16 protein-coding genes are annotated in these 19,184 nt (G+C 56.1%); 15 read left to right on the plus strand and 1 reads right to left on the minus strand.

The features are described 5' to 3' along the window. Window positions 1-56: 56 nt before the first annotated feature. Entirely contained in the window at window positions 57-1,709 is a 1,653-nt protein-coding gene (locus tag CFter6_RS05260) for a 3-(methylthio)propionyl-CoA ligase (protein WP_061539031.1), read from the plus strand. Window positions 1,710-1,727: 18 nt separating this feature from the next. Here CFter6_RS05260 and CFter6_RS05265 read toward each other — a convergent pair whose 3' ends face one another. Beyond that, complete coding sequence (locus CFter6_RS05265; protein ID WP_061539032.1) at window positions 1,728-2,642, minus strand: 5'-nucleotidase; 915 nt, start codon at window positions 2,640-2,642, stop codon at window positions 1,728-1,730. A 368-nt stretch (window positions 2,643-3,010) separates the two neighbouring features. Here CFter6_RS05265 and CFter6_RS05270 point away from each other — a divergent pair, with 368 nt between their 5' ends. The 14 genes from CFter6_RS05270 (at window position 3,011) to CFter6_RS05330 (ending at window position 19,184) form a co-directional block, all read left to right on the plus strand. Then, window positions 3,011-4,468 carry a collagen-like triple helix repeat-containing protein gene (locus CFter6_RS05270; RefSeq protein WP_061539033.1) on the plus strand — a complete coding sequence of 486 codons (1,458 nt, stop codon included), beginning with the start codon at window positions 3,011-3,013 and terminating at the stop codon, window positions 4,466-4,468. Window positions 4,469-4,696: 228 nt separating this feature from the next. After that, complete coding sequence (locus CFter6_RS05275) at window positions 4,697-6,412, plus strand: ShlB/FhaC/HecB family hemolysin secretion/activation protein (protein ID WP_417924787.1); 1,716 nt, start codon at window positions 4,697-4,699, stop codon at window positions 6,410-6,412. A gap of 552 nt (window positions 6,413-6,964) precedes the next feature. Continuing rightward, window positions 6,965-7,153: a Flp family type IVb pilin gene (locus CFter6_RS05280; RefSeq protein ID WP_061542220.1), complete on the plus strand. Its 189-nt coding sequence runs from the start codon at window positions 6,965-6,967 to the stop codon at window positions 7,151-7,153. Between the two features lie 71 nt (window positions 7,154-7,224). Then, on the plus strand, window positions 7,225-7,767 hold the full coding sequence (locus CFter6_RS05285; RefSeq protein WP_082814609.1) for a prepilin peptidase: 543 nt from the start codon (window positions 7,225-7,227) through the stop codon (window positions 7,765-7,767). Between the two features lie 94 nt (window positions 7,768-7,861). Further along, window positions 7,862-8,335 (plus strand): TadE/TadG family type IV pilus assembly protein, encoded by a 474-nt coding sequence (locus CFter6_RS24915; RefSeq protein ID WP_082814610.1) that lies wholly within the window; start codon window positions 7,862-7,864, stop codon window positions 8,333-8,335. A gap of 173 nt (window positions 8,336-8,508) precedes the next feature. Then, the gene (cpaB, locus tag CFter6_RS05290; RefSeq protein ID WP_082814611.1) at window positions 8,509-9,516 is read left to right on the plus strand and encodes a Flp pilus assembly protein CpaB; all 1,008 of its coding nucleotides are present in this window, start codon (window positions 8,509-8,511) and stop codon (window positions 9,514-9,516) included. A 56-nt stretch (window positions 9,517-9,572) separates the two neighbouring features. Continuing rightward, on the plus strand, window positions 9,573-10,889 hold the full coding sequence (locus CFter6_RS05295; RefSeq protein WP_061539036.1) for a type II and III secretion system protein family protein: 1,317 nt from the start codon (window positions 9,573-9,575) through the stop codon (window positions 10,887-10,889). 20 nt (window positions 10,890-10,909) lie between these two features. After that, window positions 10,910-12,214, plus strand: a complete 1,305-nt coding sequence (locus CFter6_RS05300; RefSeq protein WP_150118641.1) for a CpaE/TadZ family protein — start codon at window positions 10,910-10,912, stop codon at window positions 12,212-12,214. A 108-nt stretch (window positions 12,215-12,322) separates the two neighbouring features. Continuing rightward, a complete protein-coding gene (locus CFter6_RS05305) occupies window positions 12,323-13,681 on the plus strand; it encodes a TadA family conjugal transfer-associated ATPase (protein WP_061539038.1) in 1,359 nt (452 codons plus the stop codon). Between the two features lie 2 nt (window positions 13,682-13,683). Beyond that, a complete protein-coding gene (locus CFter6_RS05310; RefSeq protein ID WP_061539039.1) occupies window positions 13,684-14,613 on the plus strand; it encodes a type II secretion system F family protein in 930 nt (309 codons plus the stop codon). A gap of 41 nt (window positions 14,614-14,654) precedes the next feature. Next, window positions 14,655-15,605, plus strand: coding sequence for a type II secretion system F family protein (locus tag CFter6_RS05315; protein WP_061539040.1), 951 nt, complete (start codon window positions 14,655-14,657; stop codon window positions 15,603-15,605). A 158-nt stretch (window positions 15,606-15,763) separates the two neighbouring features. Continuing rightward, window positions 15,764-16,516: a tetratricopeptide repeat protein gene (locus CFter6_RS05320; RefSeq protein WP_236904534.1), complete on the plus strand. Its 753-nt coding sequence runs from the start codon at window positions 15,764-15,766 to the stop codon at window positions 16,514-16,516. 37 nt (window positions 16,517-16,553) lie between these two features. After that, window positions 16,554-17,000, plus strand: coding sequence for a DUF3613 domain-containing protein (locus CFter6_RS05325; protein WP_082815004.1), 447 nt, complete (start codon window positions 16,554-16,556; stop codon window positions 16,998-17,000). A 45-nt stretch (window positions 17,001-17,045) separates the two neighbouring features. After that, complete coding sequence (locus tag CFter6_RS05330) at window positions 17,046-19,184, plus strand: pilus assembly protein TadG-related protein (protein WP_150118642.1); 2,139 nt, start codon at window positions 17,046-17,048, stop codon at window positions 19,182-19,184.

The following is a 19,184-nucleotide window of genomic DNA, read 5'->3' on the forward strand; positions in this document are numbered from 1 at the left end:
GGATAAAACGTGTAAATTGCAATAAAAATAAAAACATTACAACGTCAGGAGATGCGATGTCCCAATATCCCAAGAGCCCGCTGATGGGGCAGATGATGAGCCAGCCATTGCTCATCTCCAGCATTATCCAGCACGCCGACCGCTATTTCGGCCGCAATGAAATCGTGTCGCGGCGGGTCGAGGGCGATCTCCACCGCTATACCTACAGCGATTGCCACCGGCGTGCTCGCAAGCTCGCCAATGCCCTGGCAACGCTAGGCGTGGGCATGGGCGAAGGGGTCGCAACGCTGGCCTGGAACGGCTACCGCCACATGGAGGCGTATTACGCGGTGTCCGGGTCGGGCGCCGTGCTGCACACCATCAATCCGCGCCTGCATCCGGACCTGATCGGCTATATCGCCAACCACGCCGAAGACCAGTACCTGCTGTTCGATATCTGCTTCCTGCCGCTGGTCGAGGCGGTAGCGCCGCTGGCCAAGACCATCAAGGGCTACATTGCCCTGTGTGATCCCGAACTGATGCCGCCAGACAGCAAGCTGCCGAACCTGCTGTGCTACGAAGCGCTGCTGGAGCACAGTCCGGATGACTATAGCTGGCCCTTGTTTGACGAGAATTCCGCCTCCAGCCTGTGTTATACCTCGGGCACCACCGGCAATCCCAAGGGCGCCTTGTATTCGCACCGATCGACCGTATTGCATTCGCTGGCCTCGATCATGCCCGACACCATGAACATATCGGGGCGCGACGCGGTGTTGCCGGTAGTGCCGATGTTCCATGTCAATGCCTGGGGTTTGCCGTACGCGGTGCCGATCACGGGCGCGAAGATGGTGTTTCCCGGTCCGGCGCTGGACGGTAAATCCGTGTACGAATTATTTGAACAGGAACAGGTCACCATCTCGGCCGGCGTGCCGACTGTCTGGCTCGGTTTGCTGAACTACATGGAGCAGAACCAGCTGCAGTTCTCCAGTTTCAAGCGCACCATCATCGGCGGCTCCGCCTGTCCGCCGGCCATGATGCAGGCTTTGCGCCATCGTTATGGGGTGGAGGTAGTGCATGCCTGGGGCATGACCGAGATGTCGCCTCTGGGTACCTCTTGCTGCCTGCAGACCAGGCATCTGTCGCTGCCGGTCGAGCAGCAGGAATTGCTGCTGCAAAAGCAGGGCCATGTGATCTACGGCGTCGACATGAAGATTGTCGACGACGCCGGCAAGGAGCTGCCGTGGGATGGCGAAACCTACGGCAACCTGCTGGTCAAGGGGCCGTGGATTATCGATACCTATTTCAAGAATGAAGGCGGGGCGGTGTTGCAGGATGGCTGGTTTGCTACCGGCGACGTCGCGACCATCGACGCCGACGGCTACATGCAGATCACCGACCGTAGCAAGGATGTGATCAAGTCAGGCGGCGAATGGATCAGCAGCATAGACCTGGAAAACATCGTGATGGCGCACCCGGCGGTGCAGATGGCTGCCTGCATCGGCATCTTTCATCCGAAGTGGGATGAGCGGCCGCTGCTAGTGGTGGTCCGGAAGCCGGGCATGGAGGTGGACAGCGCGCAGCTGCTCAAATTTTTCGAAGGAAAAGTCGCCAAATGGTGGACGCCGGACGATGTGACGTTTGTCGACGCCTTGCCGCTTGGCGCCACCGGCAAGCTGCTGAAAAACAAACTGCGGGAACAGTTCAAGGAATATGTCTTGCCGACCGCCTGATGTCATGCACCACCCGGTTCATTCAAATTCGCCCGCCTGTTTCCACGGCACCCGCCCGGTTTGCACTTTACCGGCGGCGCGGTCGCAATGATCGGGGTGGTCGTCAAAAAACATGTGCGGCTTGAAGGCCGCCAGCACATCCGATTTGACGATGCCGCCCATGAAAAAGGTTTCGTCGATTGCGACATTCCAGGCGCGCAGGGTACGGATCACGCGCTCATGGGCCGGTGAGGAACGCGCCGTGACCAGTGCGGTGCGGATAGGCGCCGCATGCCCGTCCGGATTCTTGAAGTTGTTCTGGATGTAGGACAGCGCCAGCAGCAGCCGCGCAAACGGACCTTGCGGCAATGGCAGCAGGGCGTTTTCGCGCTCGTGCTTTTCAAAGGCTTCAATTCCCTCGGTCTGGTAAATCCTTTCCGACTCATCCGAAAAAATCACGGCATCGCCGTCAAAGGCAATACGGATCTGTTCCAGCTCTTCCAGCGCGTTCTCCGGTTTCTGGTACAGCAGCGCCGCCGCCACGCCGGAATTGACCGCCGCCTGGACGTCATCCTCATGCAAGGATAAAAACAGGCTGACATTGAAGGCTTGCAGGTAGGGCGCCAGCGACGAGCCGCCCGACAATACCGCGCGCGTGATGTCGAGGCCGTAATGCTTGATCGAATTGAAGATGCGCATCGAGGTTTCGCTGGAATTGCGCGACATCACGACCACTTCGACGAAACGCTGACCGGTCAGGCGATTTAGTTTCAGCAGCGCTTTCACCAGGGCGAAGCCGGCTCCCGGCTTGAGGATTTCATTTTCATTGCGCAACTGGTGGCGGCGATATTCTTCCAGGCCATGCTGGCGAAAGATTGCCTCTTCGGTTTCCAGGTCAAATAGCGCACGGGATGAAATCCCGATCACCAGCAAATTATCTAAGGACTGCGGCATGGGCGGTGGTCTTGAGGGCTATAGCGAGAGCGCTCATTATAGGCGCTTGCGTGGGCACCGATTGGACTGCCGAGCAGCGCATTAATGATGGTGTTTTTGCAATAATTATTGAAGCGGTGAAGGCGACTTGTTCCCTGCTGTTACGTTACATGTTACGTGTCAAGGGCCGTTGCAGAGTACCTGGCTGTTTTATCGCCGGGTCATTCAAAATTGGTGTTAGTTGTTGATTTTAATGGTTTTTCTTCTCAATGTATAAAAATGGATGTGCGGCCGGAAGCACTGTTTCGAGTGCGTTTCTGGTTGGCACGCTCTTTGCGAAAAGACAGTAGGCAAAGCTTTATCCGATTCATCCAAAAGGGAGATAGATCATGAAAGCATCGAAAAAGAACGGCTTGCTGGCGGCATCGGTATTGCTGACGGCATTACTCGCAGGTTGCGGCAGCGGCGGCAGTTTGCTTAGCCATGCCGGCGGCGCCGGCGGTACAACGACAACGGCCCCTACCACCCCAACTACTCCAACTACGCCAACCACACCGGTCACCCCGACGACGCCAACTGCCAGTTCGTCCAATCTGGTTTCGAACCTGGGCACCACCGTATCCAGCGTCGGCACAGCGGTTGACGGCATCGGCAACACGCTGATCAACCAGCTGCCGCTGGTAACGCCTGGCACCAAGACCGCACTGAACGGCGTGGTCGACAATGCCAGCGGCATCGTCACCGTGCTCGGCGGCGGCTTGACTAACGGCCTGGGCCAAATCGGCACGGCGCAGAATCCGGTCGGCATCACTGTCGGCAGTGCCGGCGGCGTGGTGGCCCAGGTCGGTGCCACCGTCAATAGCGCCGGCCAGGTGGTGACCAGCCTTGGCGCCAGCGGCCCGCTTAGCGTCCTGGCGCCTGTAACGGCGCCGGTCGGCGGCCTGGTCAGTACGATCGGCAGCACGGTCTCCGGCACCGTGGCGCCGATCCTGACTACGGCGCTGACCACAGGTCCGGTGCAGCAAGTAACACAAACGGTGAGCACCGCGATCGTGCCTTTGACCAACACTGCGGCGACCCTGCTGCAGACCGTCGGCAATGTCACTGCGCTGAACCAGCCGGCTAATCTGTTGCTGGGCGTGGCCGGCGGCACTGTCGCCAGCGTCGGCAGCGGCCTGACCAAATCGGGCGTACCTATCGTCAGCAATCTCGGCCCGGTGGTGAGCAATACCGGCAACCTGGTGGGCGGCCTGGCAGTCAACGGCTTGACCACCACTGGCCAGCCATTGCTGGGAAACCAGACCGGCGGCATCTTGCAACCGGTTGACAACGTGCTGATTGGCGCCCTTGCAGGGCCATTAGCGCCAGTGGTCAGCGTCGTCAACGGCTTGACCGGCAGCCTGAGCGGCGCAGCCGCCGGCAGCGGTGCCCTGGCTCCGGTCACTGGCTTGTTGGGTAGCTTGACTGGCGCGGTGGGCGGCGCCAGCGGTGGCAGCAATCCCTTGGCTCCGATAACCGGCTTGCTGGGTGGCCTGGGCGGTGCGGCTGGCGCCGGTGGTGCCGGCAATCTGCTGGCACCCGTAACCGGTTTGCTGGGTAGCGTGGGTGGCGCGGCTGGTGCCGGCGGTACTGGCAACCTGCTGGCTCCTGTAACCGGTTTATTGGGCAGCCTGAGCGGCACGGTAACTTCAGGCGGCAGCGGCAGCGCAAGCAACCCGCTGGCTCCGGTGACCAACCTGATCGCCGGTCTGACCACTACGGTTTCCTCTGGCACTACCGGCAGCACAAGCAGCGGGCAAACTACCGGATTGCTTGGCGGCTTGCTGGGTGGCCTGGGCAAAAAATAGGCAGCAGCGGTGGTTTGTAAAAGGCCCTGGTTTTTACCGGGGCTTTTTTTTGAGCATACGGTAAAACAGTCAAACTGTGCAGAGGCGAAATGACAACGCCTGCAACAACAAAATAGTTGCACTAGATGAATTATTGCCGTAATTTAACAGTGACTTCAGGGCACCGAATTTTAGGCCCCGACTAACAGACTGGTTTTGCCGCCGATAACGAACGAGAGCCGTAGCCGCATGCAATTATCCACATCGAAGTGCTACCGCCGCGCCGCGGTAATCATGATCAGCGGCGCCTGGCTCACCATGTCGTATCCTTTGCCGGCACATGCCGATGCGCGCAGTCCGGTGCAAGGCAACCCGGTCGACACCCTGCCTAAGGCCGAGGCGCCGCCAAGCGCGCCGGTGACTATCAATATCCAGACCCAGGCAGTCGATCCTGCGTTGCAAAACCTGCTGGCCAGCCATCTGACGCCATCGCGTTTCCAGATCGCCGGCGTCAAGACCCTGCCGTTCGAACAGGTAGCTGCGCTGTTCGCGCCGCTGGCCAACCGCGATACCACCGTCGCCGAGTTGCTGGCCGCGGCCAACAAGGTCACGCAGATGTATCAGGACCAGGGTTATCCGCTTTCCTTTGCCTTCATCCCCGCCCAGAGTTTCGAAGGTAACGTGGTAGTGGTCACGGTGGTCGAGGGCTACGTCAAGAATGTCAAGGTAGAAGGCAATCCCGGCGGCAGCGAAGAGCGCCTGAAACAGGTTGCTGAACAGCTGCAGCAGGAGCGGCCGTTGCGGCGCGCCACTTTTGAACGGGTGGCCGGCATTCTCAGTTTGCAGCCTGGCGTCAAGATTGTCGCCAACGTGGCGCCGCCGACCACCACCGACGGCGCCGCCGACATGGTGTTGACGGTGACGAGGCGGCCGATTACAGTCGGCGTCGGCGCCGATTACCGGCAGCCTGGCATCCGCGGTTTGCTCACTGCCAGCACCAACGGCTTGACGCCCTTGGGCGAGCAGGTGACGGTCAGTACACTGCAGCCAAGCGGACCGCAGGATGAAAAATATTATGCGATCAATTATGTCCAGCCTATCGGCACGGACGGCTTGTTGGGACGCCTGAACTGGTCCGATTACCGCGCCAAGCCGGAAAATTCGGCATTGACAGACCTCCAGTTCCAGAATCGCTATCAGACCAAAACGGCACGAGCCGGCGGCTCTCTCAGTTATCCTGTGATCCTTGATAACACGCACAGCCTGACCGTTACCGGCGGCGTTTATGCGGCCGAAAACACACAGGTCTTCACCCGCTCCGTAGAAACCACGCCTATGACGGTCAAGCTCAGTTCCCAGGTTCGGGTATTGAGTGCAGAAGCGGCGTGGACGGATGTCAAAACGAGCCCGGAAAAATTGCAGCAGACGCGCCAGCTGAATGTCGGCATATATAAAGGCGTAGACGCGCTCGGCGCCAAACGCGAGAACAGCAATGTCGACTTGGGTTTTACCAGGGTCACAGTGCAGGCAGCGCAATCGAACCAGCTGCCAGGCGGCTTCGGCATGGCGGTGGCGGTCGGCACCCAGTACAGCAGCAATATCCTGCCGACCTCCGAGCAGATCGGCTTCGGCGGCAAGCTGTTTGGCCTGGCTTATCCGGCTGGCGAACTGGCAGGGGACAAAGGCTGGGGCATATCGGCAGAAATCAATCGTCTGTTCCCGATGAGTTATACCTATCTGAAATCGGTGCAGCCGTATTTTCTGGTCGATCACTCGCGTATCTACTCGAATGCGGGTCCTTTGACCCACGATACCTTGGGTTCTGTTGCGCTGGGGGTACGCTTTTCAGATGGCCGTTATTACACCCTGGACCTGTCGCTGGCGAAGCCGGTAGCAGATGTTCCTGTCAATTCCAGCTCAAGATCGCCGCGTGTGAATGCGAGCTATTCGTATCAGCTGGATTAAATCTCACGCCGTCTCGGCTGGATTGATTTTCGGATTGCATACCACTGCCGTTTTTTTTGTCGGCTCCGAACGATTTTCTGTGCACCTCCGTACTGACTCCAACGTTAAGGAAGTATCGCGCATCTGCCGCTAAAAACGGTCGTCCGTGTGCACATCCGTGATGTCAGGCGATGTGCAGAAGTAGTAAGACCAGTCTGCATTTTTGTGATGAATAAAGCTATGGAAAATGCATGTTGATAGTTGAAATTTTGTTTTGCCGAAAAGTAACTATTGCTTGCTTTGATGTAACTATTTTTTTCGCGATGTAAAATGCTATTTCAAGGTAAACCCATATTTCTCCTATGAAGAGCCAACTAGAGGAATGTCTCTAATAATATGTTTCTTAAAGGAAAAATTTATCTTGAGGTAATTTTTAATCGGGGCTATGCTGATACCGCGTAGTCCGAATTCAGGGGAGTTTTTCACGGTTGAATGTGGAGTCGTTTTGCCGTCGATTGCTGCGCAAAAAAGGCTGCTGCTTTAATGAGGTATGTGCTTTTTCAGGAGAACACAATGAACGCCAAATTAATGAAATTTCTTCGGGATGAAGATGGGGTTACCGCTATCGAATATGGTCTGATTGCCGGCCTGGTTGCGGTGGCGATAATTCTCGGAGCTACGGCGCTGGGTGGCAGTTTGGGAACCATATTCACCAATATCGGCACGAAGATAACAAATATAGCAGCAACAATCGGAGCATAAAAAAGCGTATGCCGATCGCGTGTCATGCATGTTCCAGTTTTTCCCTGGTGTTTATTTAGACGGAATGGAAGATGCCGGACACGAATTCCTTGCTGCTTGTACCGTTTCTGATATTTTGCAGCGCGATATTTTTGTACGATTGCTTGTTTCGCCGCGTACCCAACAGCGTATTGCTGATTGCAGCGGGGTTGCAATTGGCTTGTTTCATGCTGTTGGGAAAAGGGTTAAACGAGATACGCTGGCTGAGTGCTCTTTCCGGTTTTGCCATTGGCTTGGCTTTTTTCGTGCCGCTGTATGCGGCACGCGCGATGGCGGCAGGCGACGTTAAGTTTTTTGCGGTGCTAGGTTTACTGCTTGGGCCCGGTGTATTGCTGCTGGTTTTCCTGATAGCTTCGCTGATCGCCGCTGTTCATGCGCTGCTGGTTTACGCGTCGCGGCTGGGAATCATACCGGGTTTGCAACTGGCGGCAATGCGGGTGACGCGCTGGTCTTTGTATCGGCGGATGCTGGAGAAACGTGGTACCCGTGCCGGCATTCCTTATGCGGCATATCTGGCTTTGGCTGGAGCATGGATGGGAATGCATGGCGCCGGCCTGGCACCAGGTTTTGTTTGAATTCGTATTTGCTTCATGCATGTCAGCGCGCATGTCGGTGTAATACGCGCCGGTAATACACTGATCATATCGGTGGTAAAGATCGGGAGCAGGGATGTATAACAAATATAAATATCCGACTCATCCCGTCAAGGGAGCGAGAGTCAGAAGCAGAGCCCAACGCGGTGTTGCAGCGATAGAATTTGCATTGGTTTTCCCGGTATTTTTCTTGCTGCTATACGGAATTATTACTTATGTCTTGATTTTCCTCGCCCAGCAATCGCTGGCGCTTGCGGCAGAAGAAGGCGCACGTAGTGCATTACGTTACACGCCCGTCCAGGCGCAGCGCGGCCCGAATGGCTGCGCTACCGCCAAGCAGCTGGTTAACTGGCTGGGTAACAACGCCACTTGCGTTTCGACCGGACCGGTCACTTGTGCCCTACCCCTAAATACCACCGCACAGTGCATCACAGTTCACGTTATATACCCATATCGTGCTCAGCCATTGGTACCGCTGCTGCTGGGACCATTAATGAACGTTATGGTGCCCACCACGATAGGGAGTTCGGCTACGGTACAAATTGATTGAAAAGGTTTTGTATTGAGCTGGAAATGGTGTGCTTGTTGCGCTTGTCCCGATTTTACGGGTGATGCCGGGTAATACTTTGGCGCCCCGAAGATTTGACGTCCTTGCTGTTTGGTCTTTGACATGGAAACCACTTTGAACATTCTTCCGGTTCGGATAGGCATCGAGTACACGCTATGAACAATCTGACAAAAATTGTTGCGGCAATACTGGTAGCAGCGGCTCTCGGCCTGGCATTTGTAGCCTGGTGGCTGGGTAGTCGTCCCCCACCGACGATTTCGGCCGCGCCAGTCGCAATAGCCAAGGCTTCCAAGCAGTATGAGGTTTTGGTGGCAGCACGTGCACTGGCTGCGGGCAAGGCGATCGGCACCGACGACATCAGCCTGGTGACCTTACCGATCAATCCCGCCGGCGCATATAGCCAGGCCAGTTCGGTAGTTGGGAAAATTCCCTTGATTGATATAGGTGCGGGTACTCCGATTACCGAAAGCGGTTTGGCGAGCGGCCTCGCAGTGAAATTGGCGGATGGTGAACGGGCGGTTGCAATTCCTGTGGATGAAATTGTGGGAGCTGGAAATCGTGTCCAGGCGGGCGACTATGTGGACGTGTTTTTCACACTCAAGCAAGGCCAGGAGATAGAAAAAACGCAGTCGCGTTTGCTCATGTCGCGTTTGCAGGTTCTATCATATGGCGCCGCGGTGATCGGCACTGCTACCGGTGGCGGCAGCGCAGGAGAAATGCCGAATCAGCAGACTTCGCAATCGAGTCAGCAAGCGCAATCGGCGCCGCAAGCCCAGGTCGCTCGCACGGCGGTGCTGGCGACACCGGTTGCTGATGTCAATCGGCTACTGCTGGCAACCCAGAACGGCAAGTTGACGCTGGCGTTGCGCAATCCTAGCGATGCAGCAATGCCAGATCAGGCGCTGTTCCCGCCGCCGGCAGCCATACTCATCGGGAAAAAGGACCTGACACGCGATCAGCAGCAAGCTATGAAGCAACCCGATAACCAGGCCTTTGCCGGAATGGAGATGAGTGGATTGGCGGGTGACTCGAAGTCAGCGTTGAGCCGTAAGTCTTTCAATAACGCTGCTGTGCCATCGGCTGCGCCGCGCGCGCGCGGCGCCAATACTTCCGGGACAGTAGAGGTGATTCGAGGAACGCAACGAGAGTCGGTGGCTTTCTGACGCCAGGATGTTTTTCAATGACGGGTTTATATCAATAACAGGATTGACCGCAACTCATGAAAATTCACGACCTAATTCTGCCATTGCTATTGAGTGGAAGCGCAATTCCGGTATTTTCACTGGCCGCCACTGCAGACATCACACTCGGTATGCGTGAACAGCAAAGCCTGCCGGTTGCCGGCACGCTAGAACGTATCGCCGTGGCCGATCCGGAAGTGGCTGATGTGCTGATGGTGCGTGGTTCCGGCGGCAAGAGTGGCAGTGTGATCCTGGTAGGAAAAAAAGCCGGTTTCACTACCGTGACTGCCTGGGCCAGAGGAATGCCTGCCAACACCTGGAGAGTGACGGTGCAGGGCGACTTGCAGGCAGCGATAGCAGGACAGGGAGGAGCTCAAGTACAGGTTCGTGGTGCTGCAAGTGTCATCAGCGGACAGGCGCCATCGTTATTGGACCACACAAAAAGCAGTGCCGCTGCAGCCGACGCAGCAGGCAAAGGAAAAGTGCTCGACATTTCGACCATCGATAGCGGCAACGTAGTACAGATCGATGTCAAGATTGTCGAATTCAGTAAAACGGTATTGAAAGAAATAGGCTTTGATTTCGGGGCGGCCCTGAATCGTGGCAATTTCAGTTTTAATCTGGGCAGTAATCTTGCGTCCAACGGAGGTTTGTCGACTGTATCGTCAGCTGTCGGTTTACTGACCAAATTCAGTCGCGGCAGTTACAGTTTGAGCAGCAATTTACGCCTGATTGAAGGCAATGGCTTGGCGCGTGTATTGGCAGAGCCGTCCCTGACGGCACTTTCCGGGCAGAGCGCGAGTTTCCTCGCTGGGGGAGAGCTGCCTATTCCCCAGTCAGGGGGTCTAGGAACCACTACTATTGTCTACAAACCTTTCGGCATCGGTTTGACAGTGTCGCCGACAATCCTGGCCAAAGGAAGAATTGCCTTGAAAGTTGCGCCGGAGGCCAGCGACATCGACTACGCAAATGCCATCAATCTCGGTGGCACTGGCACCTCGCCGATCCCGGCGATTACTACCCGCCGTGCCGATACCACGGTCGAGCTGGGTGACGGAGAGAGCTTCATCATTGGCGGCCTGGTCTCCCGCACTACCAAATCCAACGTTAATAAAGTGCCATTGCTCGGTGACTTGCCAATTATCGGCAGCTTCTTTCGTAATCTCAGTTATACCCAGGACGACAAGGAATTGGTGATTATCGTCACGCCACATGTAGTCCAGCCTATCGCAAAAAATGTGCCATTGCCTTTACCAGGCGAGAACCAGGAGCGTCGTAATACTGCCGGTACCGCTTGGGGAAGTTATTTGCTCGGAGGAGCAAGCAGGGACGAGTTGCCGGGATTTTCGAAATAAGCGACAAATTTTTGGAACAAATGATGAACGCTCGCAACAAGGCATTGAATGAACTGACGGCACTCAGCCGTTTCGTCTTCTGCTCGCGTAATAGCACGCAAGCAGAATGGCTGGGTGCTGCCCTTGGCAAATGGGGCACGCTGTTGCAGGAAAAAGCCGATGTAGCGGATTTGCTGTCACGCATAGTGGAGCTCAATCCTTTGTTGGTGCTGCTGGATTTTTCCGGTATAGAGCAAGTAAGCGATCAATCTGGCGTCCTGTCACTTGATTCTTTAGGCACCACCGCGCATGCAACGGAATTGGCGCGCTCTTTGAGTAAGATATTGCCGAATTTACCTTTGGTAGCGGTCGGTTCGATGGCGTTTCCCGAGGGGACGATTGCGGCATTGCGCGCCGGGGTCAGCGATTTCATCGATGTCAGCGCTTCCGAAGACGAAGCGCGCGACGTGGTGCAACGGGTGCTGGCAAAGGCCGCGGCACGGGCTCCGACGCAGGTCAAGCGCGGTCAGTTGGTTACTTTGCTCGGAGTGCGTTCGGGTATCGGCACAAGTACGCTGGCAGCGCATCTGGCGGACATGATCCAGCAACGCAATACCAGCCACGGCGGCAAGCGCAACGCCACTGACAGCCGAGTGGCGTTACTCGATCTCGGCCTTCCTGCCGGCGATGGCAAGCTGTACCTGAGCGCCAACGGCAATTTCGATTTCGCCGAAGCCGTGCGCAACCTGCGCCGTTTTGACGAAACCCTGGTACATACGGCGCTGCCGTGCAGTCCCGGCGGCGTTACCGTGATTTCCCTGCCGCACAGCCTGAGCGAGATGCGCACGGTGTCGCACCACGATGCGCTGGCTTTGCTCGATCGCCTGCGCTTGTACTTTGACGTGCTGATCGCCGATCTCGGCGGTTTTACCAATCATGAATTCATCGCCAACCTGACCGGCGCTGCCGACCAGGTATGGCTGGTGACTGACCAGAGCGTCGGCGCCCTGGTCTCCCTGGCGGGCACCTTGCAGGAACTGAATGGCCGTCATCCCGACGATGGCAAGCGCCATCTGGTGGTGAACCGTTACGACGACCGCTTCGGCATGGCGGCAAGCCAGATTGCCGAGCGTTTCAAATTGCCCTTGCTGGCGACTTTGCCCGAACGGACGCTGAAACTGACCTCAAGCGCCAATCGCGGCAAGCTGTTGCATGAAGTTGCCCCGCACGATACTTATGTCCGGGCTGTGGAAGCTTTGATCGACGGCTTGCTCAGCCATGGCGAGACGGTGTCGCATAAACACGGCGTGGGGCGCTGGTTACCGAAAATTCTATTGCGAAAGTAAGTAAGCCGATTCAAGCGTAATGCAAATGCAATTCGCGCCGCTATCTCAGAACCTGTTCAAAAAAGCAGGAAGGAAAGCGGCCCCTGATGAAAGACGGGAGAAACGAACGTGAGTAACCAGATTGAATTTGCCGACGACGATCAAGCGTTTACGAACACCCAGGAATTCCAGGATATCAAGACGGCGGCCTACGATCATCTGCTGACGCGGATTGAAGAACTGGGAGCGGAGTTCGGCCGCTGGTCGCGCAGCGCGATCCAGCAATTCGTCAATCTGGACGTCGACGGTTTTGTCCGCCTGCAGCGCATCCCTTTGAATGAAGCAGAAGTGCGGCAGATTGCCGATGCATTGACCAAGGAACTGGCGGGCCTGGGGCCGCTGGAAGATCTGCTGGCCGACATGACGGTCGAAGATATCCTGATCAACGGCTATAACGACGTGTTTGTTTCGCGCCATGGCATATTGCAGCGCGAAACACTGCGCTTTACCGACAATGCCCATCTGCTGCGCATCGTCAGGCGTATCCTGGCGCCGCTGGGACGCCGGCTGGATGAATCGAATCCAATGGTCGATGCGCGCTTGCCGGACGGCGGCCGGCTCAACGTGGTGATCGAACCGCTGTCGGTAGACGGACCGATGGTGTCGATCCGGAAATTCCGCAAGGAGCCGCTGAAGCCTACCGACCTGCTCAATCTCGGCACCATGAATGAGGAGATCTATTCGCTGCTGGATAACGCGGTCAAGGCCCGTTGCAATATCCTGGTCTCGGGCGGCACCAGTTCCGGTAAAACTTCCTTGTTGAATGCGCTGGCATTTTTCATCCCGGAGAATGAACGTGTAGTGACAGTGGAAGACACCGCCGAACTGTCGCTCAACCATCCGCACGTGGTGCGCCTGGAATCGCGCCTGGGCGGCTTCGAAGGCAGCGGCGCAGTCAGTATCCGCGACCTGATCCGCAACAGCCTGCGGATGCGGCCGGACCGGATTATTGTCGGCGAGGTGCGCGGCGCCGAAGTACTGGAAATGCTGCAAGCCATGAATACCGGCCATGACGGCTCGATGGGCACGATCCACGCCAATACGCCGCGCGAATGTTTGTACCGGATTGAAATGCTGGCTGGGTTTGCCGGTTTCCAGGGCAGCGAAAGCAGCCTCAGGCGGCAGATCGCCGGCGCCCTCGATTTCATCGTGCAGATCGGCCGGCTTTCCAATGGTCGCCGCCGCATCGTCTCGATTACCGAAGTCACCGGCATGGGCGACAACATCATCACCCTGCAGGAACTGTATCGGCATGAAAGTTTTATCGGGCCAGATGGCGAAGAAGCCGATCGCTGGATATCGCTGGGCATCTTCCCACATGCACCCAAACTGCAACGCCAACGCCAACTGGGGCAGCAAAGCACCGGCAGTCCGAATACCGGTGGCCCTGGCCATAGCGCAACGGGTAGCCAACAGGGAAAACGCTAATCATGCCTATCGCTCTTTGGCTGCTTGCGGTTGCACTGCTGTTGACTGGAACCGGCCTATGGCTGTGGCAGCGCGCACAGCAGCGTTCGCAGCAGGATGTCAGTGCTGCATTCGTGAATCGGCAGATTGAGGGGATGCAAGCAACGCAGATGCAGCCCCAGGATGGGGGCGAACGGCCACCGCAACTGCAGTTGCAGATAGAAGCTTTACGCCATTTTTTCTTGCGCGCAGGGATCGAACATCCCAGCAGCAGGCTGTATGTCCAACTCCTGGTGCCTGCCATCGGTTTACCTCTGCTGGCTCTGATATTGGGCGGATGGCTGTCGGCGTTGGGAACGCTGATGTTATATGCCATGGTGCTGGTTTTTTATTTTTGGTTGAGAAGTTCGAAATTGCAACGCACCATGGTGCGGCAACTACCGGGATTCCTGGATACCTTGGTACGCCTGGTCACTATCGGCAACAGCATAGGTGCAGCATTTCAAACTGGCATCGCCGGCGCCGAGGGGCCGTTGCGGGTAGTACTGGATCGGGCCAACCGGCAAGTGCAAGCCGGTGTCGATTTGGAACATGCCTTGCGCCACCAGGCAGGGATTTTTCGATTTAAGGAACTTGATCTGGTAGCCGCCGTAATCGGGGTTTCTTCACGCTTTGGCGGACGCTCCGATCTGGTCTTGGAACGCATGGCTGCATTCATGCGAGACCTGGAGCATGCACAAAATGAATTGGTCGCCTTGTCGGCGGAGATTCGATTGTCGGCCTGGATCATGGGTCTCTTGCCGGTCGCTATTGGCATGTTCCTGATCATTTTTAACAACAATATGTTTGTCAATATGTGGCATGACCCGATTGGGAAAAAGATGTTGATTGGCGCACTCGTGCTCGAGTTGTTGGGCGGTTACGGTCTATTCCGACTGGCCAAGTCGGTCTGATGGCACGGTGGATGCTGAGTATTAGATGAGGCGGAAATAGGGTGAATACAACACAACATACGCTGATTATCCTGGCGATCCTGCTGATGGCTGCGGCCTTGTTGCTGGTGGGGGCGGCGTTGCTGGCAAGAGCGTGGAGGCTTAAGCGTAATCTGGCCACGGTTGAGCAAAAGATTGCGGCGCACGACAGGCCCTCGGCTGCGCCCGATATACAGACGCCGGGCTGGCGCGATCGTCTGATGGCGCTTAGTGCAAATTGGATTGATACGCCAGTGGGGCGTCAGTTTGTAGCGGAAGAAGACAGGCATTTGCTGGATCAATGCGGCGTCAATGATTTGCGCGGAAAATCGCTGTTTTTCGTGGCTCGAATAGTGCTGGCGATCGGTTTTTCCGTGTTGGGCCTATTGTTGTTTGCGCGCGAAGGATGGTTATCGGTGCTGTTGATTCTATTCTTTGGCATTGCACTGGGATATATGTTGCCGAAATGGGTAATGCAGCGAGTTGCAATCAAGCGCCAGCGTTCGGCTGCGGAAGAGTTGCCGTTGTTGATAGATTTGCTGCGCTTGTTGCAGGGCGTAGGTTTATCGGTTGACCAGAGCCTGCATGTCATTGAAAACGAATTCAGCAATGTGCTTAAGGTATTGGGAGAGGAGCTGGCGATCGCCGGCCGCCAATACAGCACAGGGCGAAGCAGGGAGCAATCGATGCGGCGCTTTTCGACGGTGTTCGACAATGAGGATTTGCACGCGGTATCGCGCTTGCTGGTGCAGGTAGAGCATCACGGTGGCGCAGTGCAGGAACCGCTCAAGCAGTTCAGCGAACGGATCCGTGAGCAACGCAAGCTGGATATGAAGGAGAGGGTGGGGAAACTGACGGTGAAGATGACCGGCGTCATGGTGCTGACCCTGCTGCCTGGGTTGCTGGTTATTACCGGCGGCATGGGCTTTCTGGCAGTGATCCGGGCACTCTCGAAAATGGGAGCAAATATATGAAATCTTTCCTGATACAGGAAAACACACAAGGCGGAGCCAGGCAACAGGCTCTGCCCACCCGTTTTTTTCCATTCTCCATCGTACTGGTTTCAGCGCTGCTGGCCGGCTGCTCCACCAATTCTGCAAAGGTGTATGCGCAGCAGAACGAAGCTGCACAATTGCGCCAGGAAGCCGGCGAAAAAGCGCCGACTCCGGACAACAAAGGTATGTATCTCGGTTTGATCCGGCAAATGCAGGAGCAGGGCATGTATTTCGCATCACTGGCGCATATCGATGCCTACGAACAGCAAAATGGCAGCACCCCGGAAGTCCAGCGTCTGCGTGCTGACGCTTTGCGCGAAACCCGGCAGGGTGCTGCGGCAGATGCGGCTTACCGCAAATTGCTGAGCTCTTCCGAAGCGAGCGCTGCCTGGCATGGCCTGGGCCTGCTGACGGCGCAAAACGGCGACTATAAGGCTGCCGTTACTTCGTTGCGGGAAGCGGTAAAGCGTGAGCCGACCAATCCCGTGATGTTGAGCGATCTGGGCTATGCGATGCTGCGTAGCGGCGATATAGCCGCCGCCAGAATGCCGCTAGCGCAGGCCGCCGAATTGGCTCCGGACAATCGGAAGATGATAGGCAATCTGGCGCTTCTGTTATTGGTTTCAGGTGAAGCTGAGAAGGCGCGCGCAGTCATGGACAAGGGTAGCTTGTCTGTGGACAGTCGCGCCACTGTATATCGCTTGGCCGCAGAAATCGGTCAGCAGCAGCCGGTGGTGGTCGCGGTTCAGGAACATGCTGGCGGTGCAAAAAAAATCGGCAGCGAATCCGCTGTTAATGCCAGTAAAAACGCCGGTAAAAATGCAAATCCGGCATCACCGCCTGCGACGCCATTCCAGTCTATGCTGGATCGGTTTGGCAACGGCAGCTGAACGCCATGCAATCTAATTTTTGCTCAAGGGGTCGATAATGAAAGCGCAAGGAATCCTCGGTCAATACGTTCTGTTTATCGGCTCCGCGTTACTGGCGACAGCCGGGATTCCTGAAGCGTTTGCACAGACCAATTCTCCGCTTACCGGAAAGCTGTTGCAGGGGCCTGTGGCGGCCACGGCAAACCCGCCGACGCCGGCCGCTCAACCTGCGGCCGTCAGTGCATCCGCCACCTCCCCCGCAGCCGCTGCCGCGCCTGTGCAGACAGCAGAGCCCGCAGCGCCGGCGGCGCGGGAAACAAGAGTACGCGTCGGTGACGTCACGCACATCTTATTGCAGGCGCAAGCCGATGGTCGTGTCGCCGGTCCTCGCTTGCCGATGCTGGGGGCGACAGCCGACGCCAGTTGGCAACGTTACCTGGATAGCTTCAGGCATCCATTGCCGGAATTTTATGAAATCAAAGTAACAAAGAGTCCCTCAAACTGAACATTTTTGAATGAGGACAACGATATCAAATCGGTGCCAACTATCATGATCTCACATCAAAACACCAGTGCTGATCAAGTCTCGGTCTCACGCCAGAAACGGTGTGAGGCCGTCTGCCAGCGTGGTTCGATTGCAGTGATGGCAGCGATTTTCTTGTCTATTATGGTTATTTTGTTGTCGTCGATTGATATCGGCTACATGTTTTACATGAAACGGGATTTGCAAAAATCGGCTGACCTGGCGGCGCTGGCAGGTGCCCAGCAGCTGGTCAGCGTGCCGTTAACCGGAAATCCGGTGCCTACGGCATGCGCGGCGACGGACGGGCCTGTATTGGCCGCCATAGGCAATGCACAGATGAACGGTTTTTCAATTGTTGCCCCTAATCCGATGGGAAATTCCATCAATGTTACTTGCGGCCGATGGGATCCGATTGCCAACGCGGCTATGAAGCCGAATTATTTTTCGGCGCCCGCTGCAGGAACACGCTTGAACGCAGTAAGGATTGTGATGGCGCAGAAAGTGCCGATTTTTTTTGGATTGGGCACGCATACTCTTAATGCTCAGGCGATTGCTTCAACCAGCGATCCTTACGCAGCATTTTCAGTCGGATCGCAACTATTGCAGCTCAACGGCGGGTTGGTACCCGGCCTGCTGTCGGCAATCGGGCTAAATCTGAATGGTACATCTCTGGTGTCATACAACGGGCTGGCTAACGTATCTGTCACGCCAAACGGTTTGCTGAAGGCTCTTGGATTTGAAATTCCGTTGCATGCCGATATCGGAACGGTGAAACAGATATTGCAGTTGAATACTGCCGGATGCAGTAACGGCATGTGCACTTTACAGGCGCTGTTGGGAGCGATTACCACCGTAGGCGGTCAGCAGGACCTGATCAGTGCGCTTGGAGGGCTGACAGTGGGCCAGCTCAATGTATTGATACCGCTGTTGTCTGACGCCAGCGGACAAGGCGGCTTGTTTACGCTGGTTAATGTGGCGGACGGACAATCCGCGCTGGATGCAAATCTGAACGCCTTGAATGTGTTGAATACGGTGATAGGGGTGGCCAACAGCCACCGTTTTGGATCGGTAAACTTGAATGTCGCTTTACCCGGCGTCGCAACTGTGACGACGCAGGTTGGCATAGTGGAGCCGCCTTCGATTGGCATTGGCGGCATCGGCACCACTGCCTTTACTTCGCAGGTGCGATTGTATCTGCATATCCAAAGCAATTTGTTAAACCTGGGACTGCTTAAGCTTGATCTGCCAATCATCGTCGATGTCGTCAACGGACTCGGTACGATAAGCGAGATGTGCACAAAAAAAGACAGCAGCGGCCGCGACCTGGCCAAGATTGATGTGCAGGCGCCGGTACTCAGCCTTTGCGCTGGCAGTATAAATGGCGCTGTCGACGGCAGTACGGTTTTTTCAACCAACGGTGCTTGCAAGAAGAACCTGACGGATTGGCCTATGGTCAATCTTCTCAACGGGGTGCTGAAAGTGAACAAAGCAATTGCTATTGATGGATTGCAGAATAACAGCAGTCTGTCCTTGTACAAAGGACAGACGCTTACTACAGGCAGCAATAGTTTACCGATTGGGACAACCGTATCGAATTTGTTTTCGGCGTTGACGGGTGCCTTGGCCGGCAACCTCCTGGGTCAGGGACAAGGAGGAGTGACCAACAATAATCTGGCGAGCGGCCTTCTTTCTAACATGGGCAATAACTCAAGCACGGTTCTTAGCTATACACAGACGGTTGCGGGGAATTTGCAAACTTTCGTTAACGGTTTGGGAGCGACGGTTCAGAGTCTGCTGAGCGGCGTATTAACGTTGAATCTGCTGAATGTATTGAATAGCGTAGGAAGCTTGGTGGGCGGACTGCTTACTACATTGGGGAATATATTGGGTGGATTGATCGGAGCGTGCGGCTTGATCGGACACAATTCACAGGCTTGCGTAGCGGGCAGTCTTTCCGGAAGCCAGGGCGGTGGCGCGGGAGCAATCACCAATGTCCTCCTGACCCTGGTTGGCCTTCTGGTCACTCTACTGCAACCCATCCTGGATGCACTGGGGGGTGTCGTAGCAAACTTGCTCAACGGTTTGCTTGGCATCCAGCTAGGCCTGGTCGATGTCAGTTTGCTTGATTTGAATTGCGGCGGCACCAGCGTCAAGCTGGTTTATTAG

The organism is Collimonas fungivorans, from assembly GCF_001584145.1.
In the GTDB taxonomy this organism is placed as follows: Bacteria; Pseudomonadota; Gammaproteobacteria; order Burkholderiales; family Burkholderiaceae_D; genus Collimonas; species Collimonas fungivorans.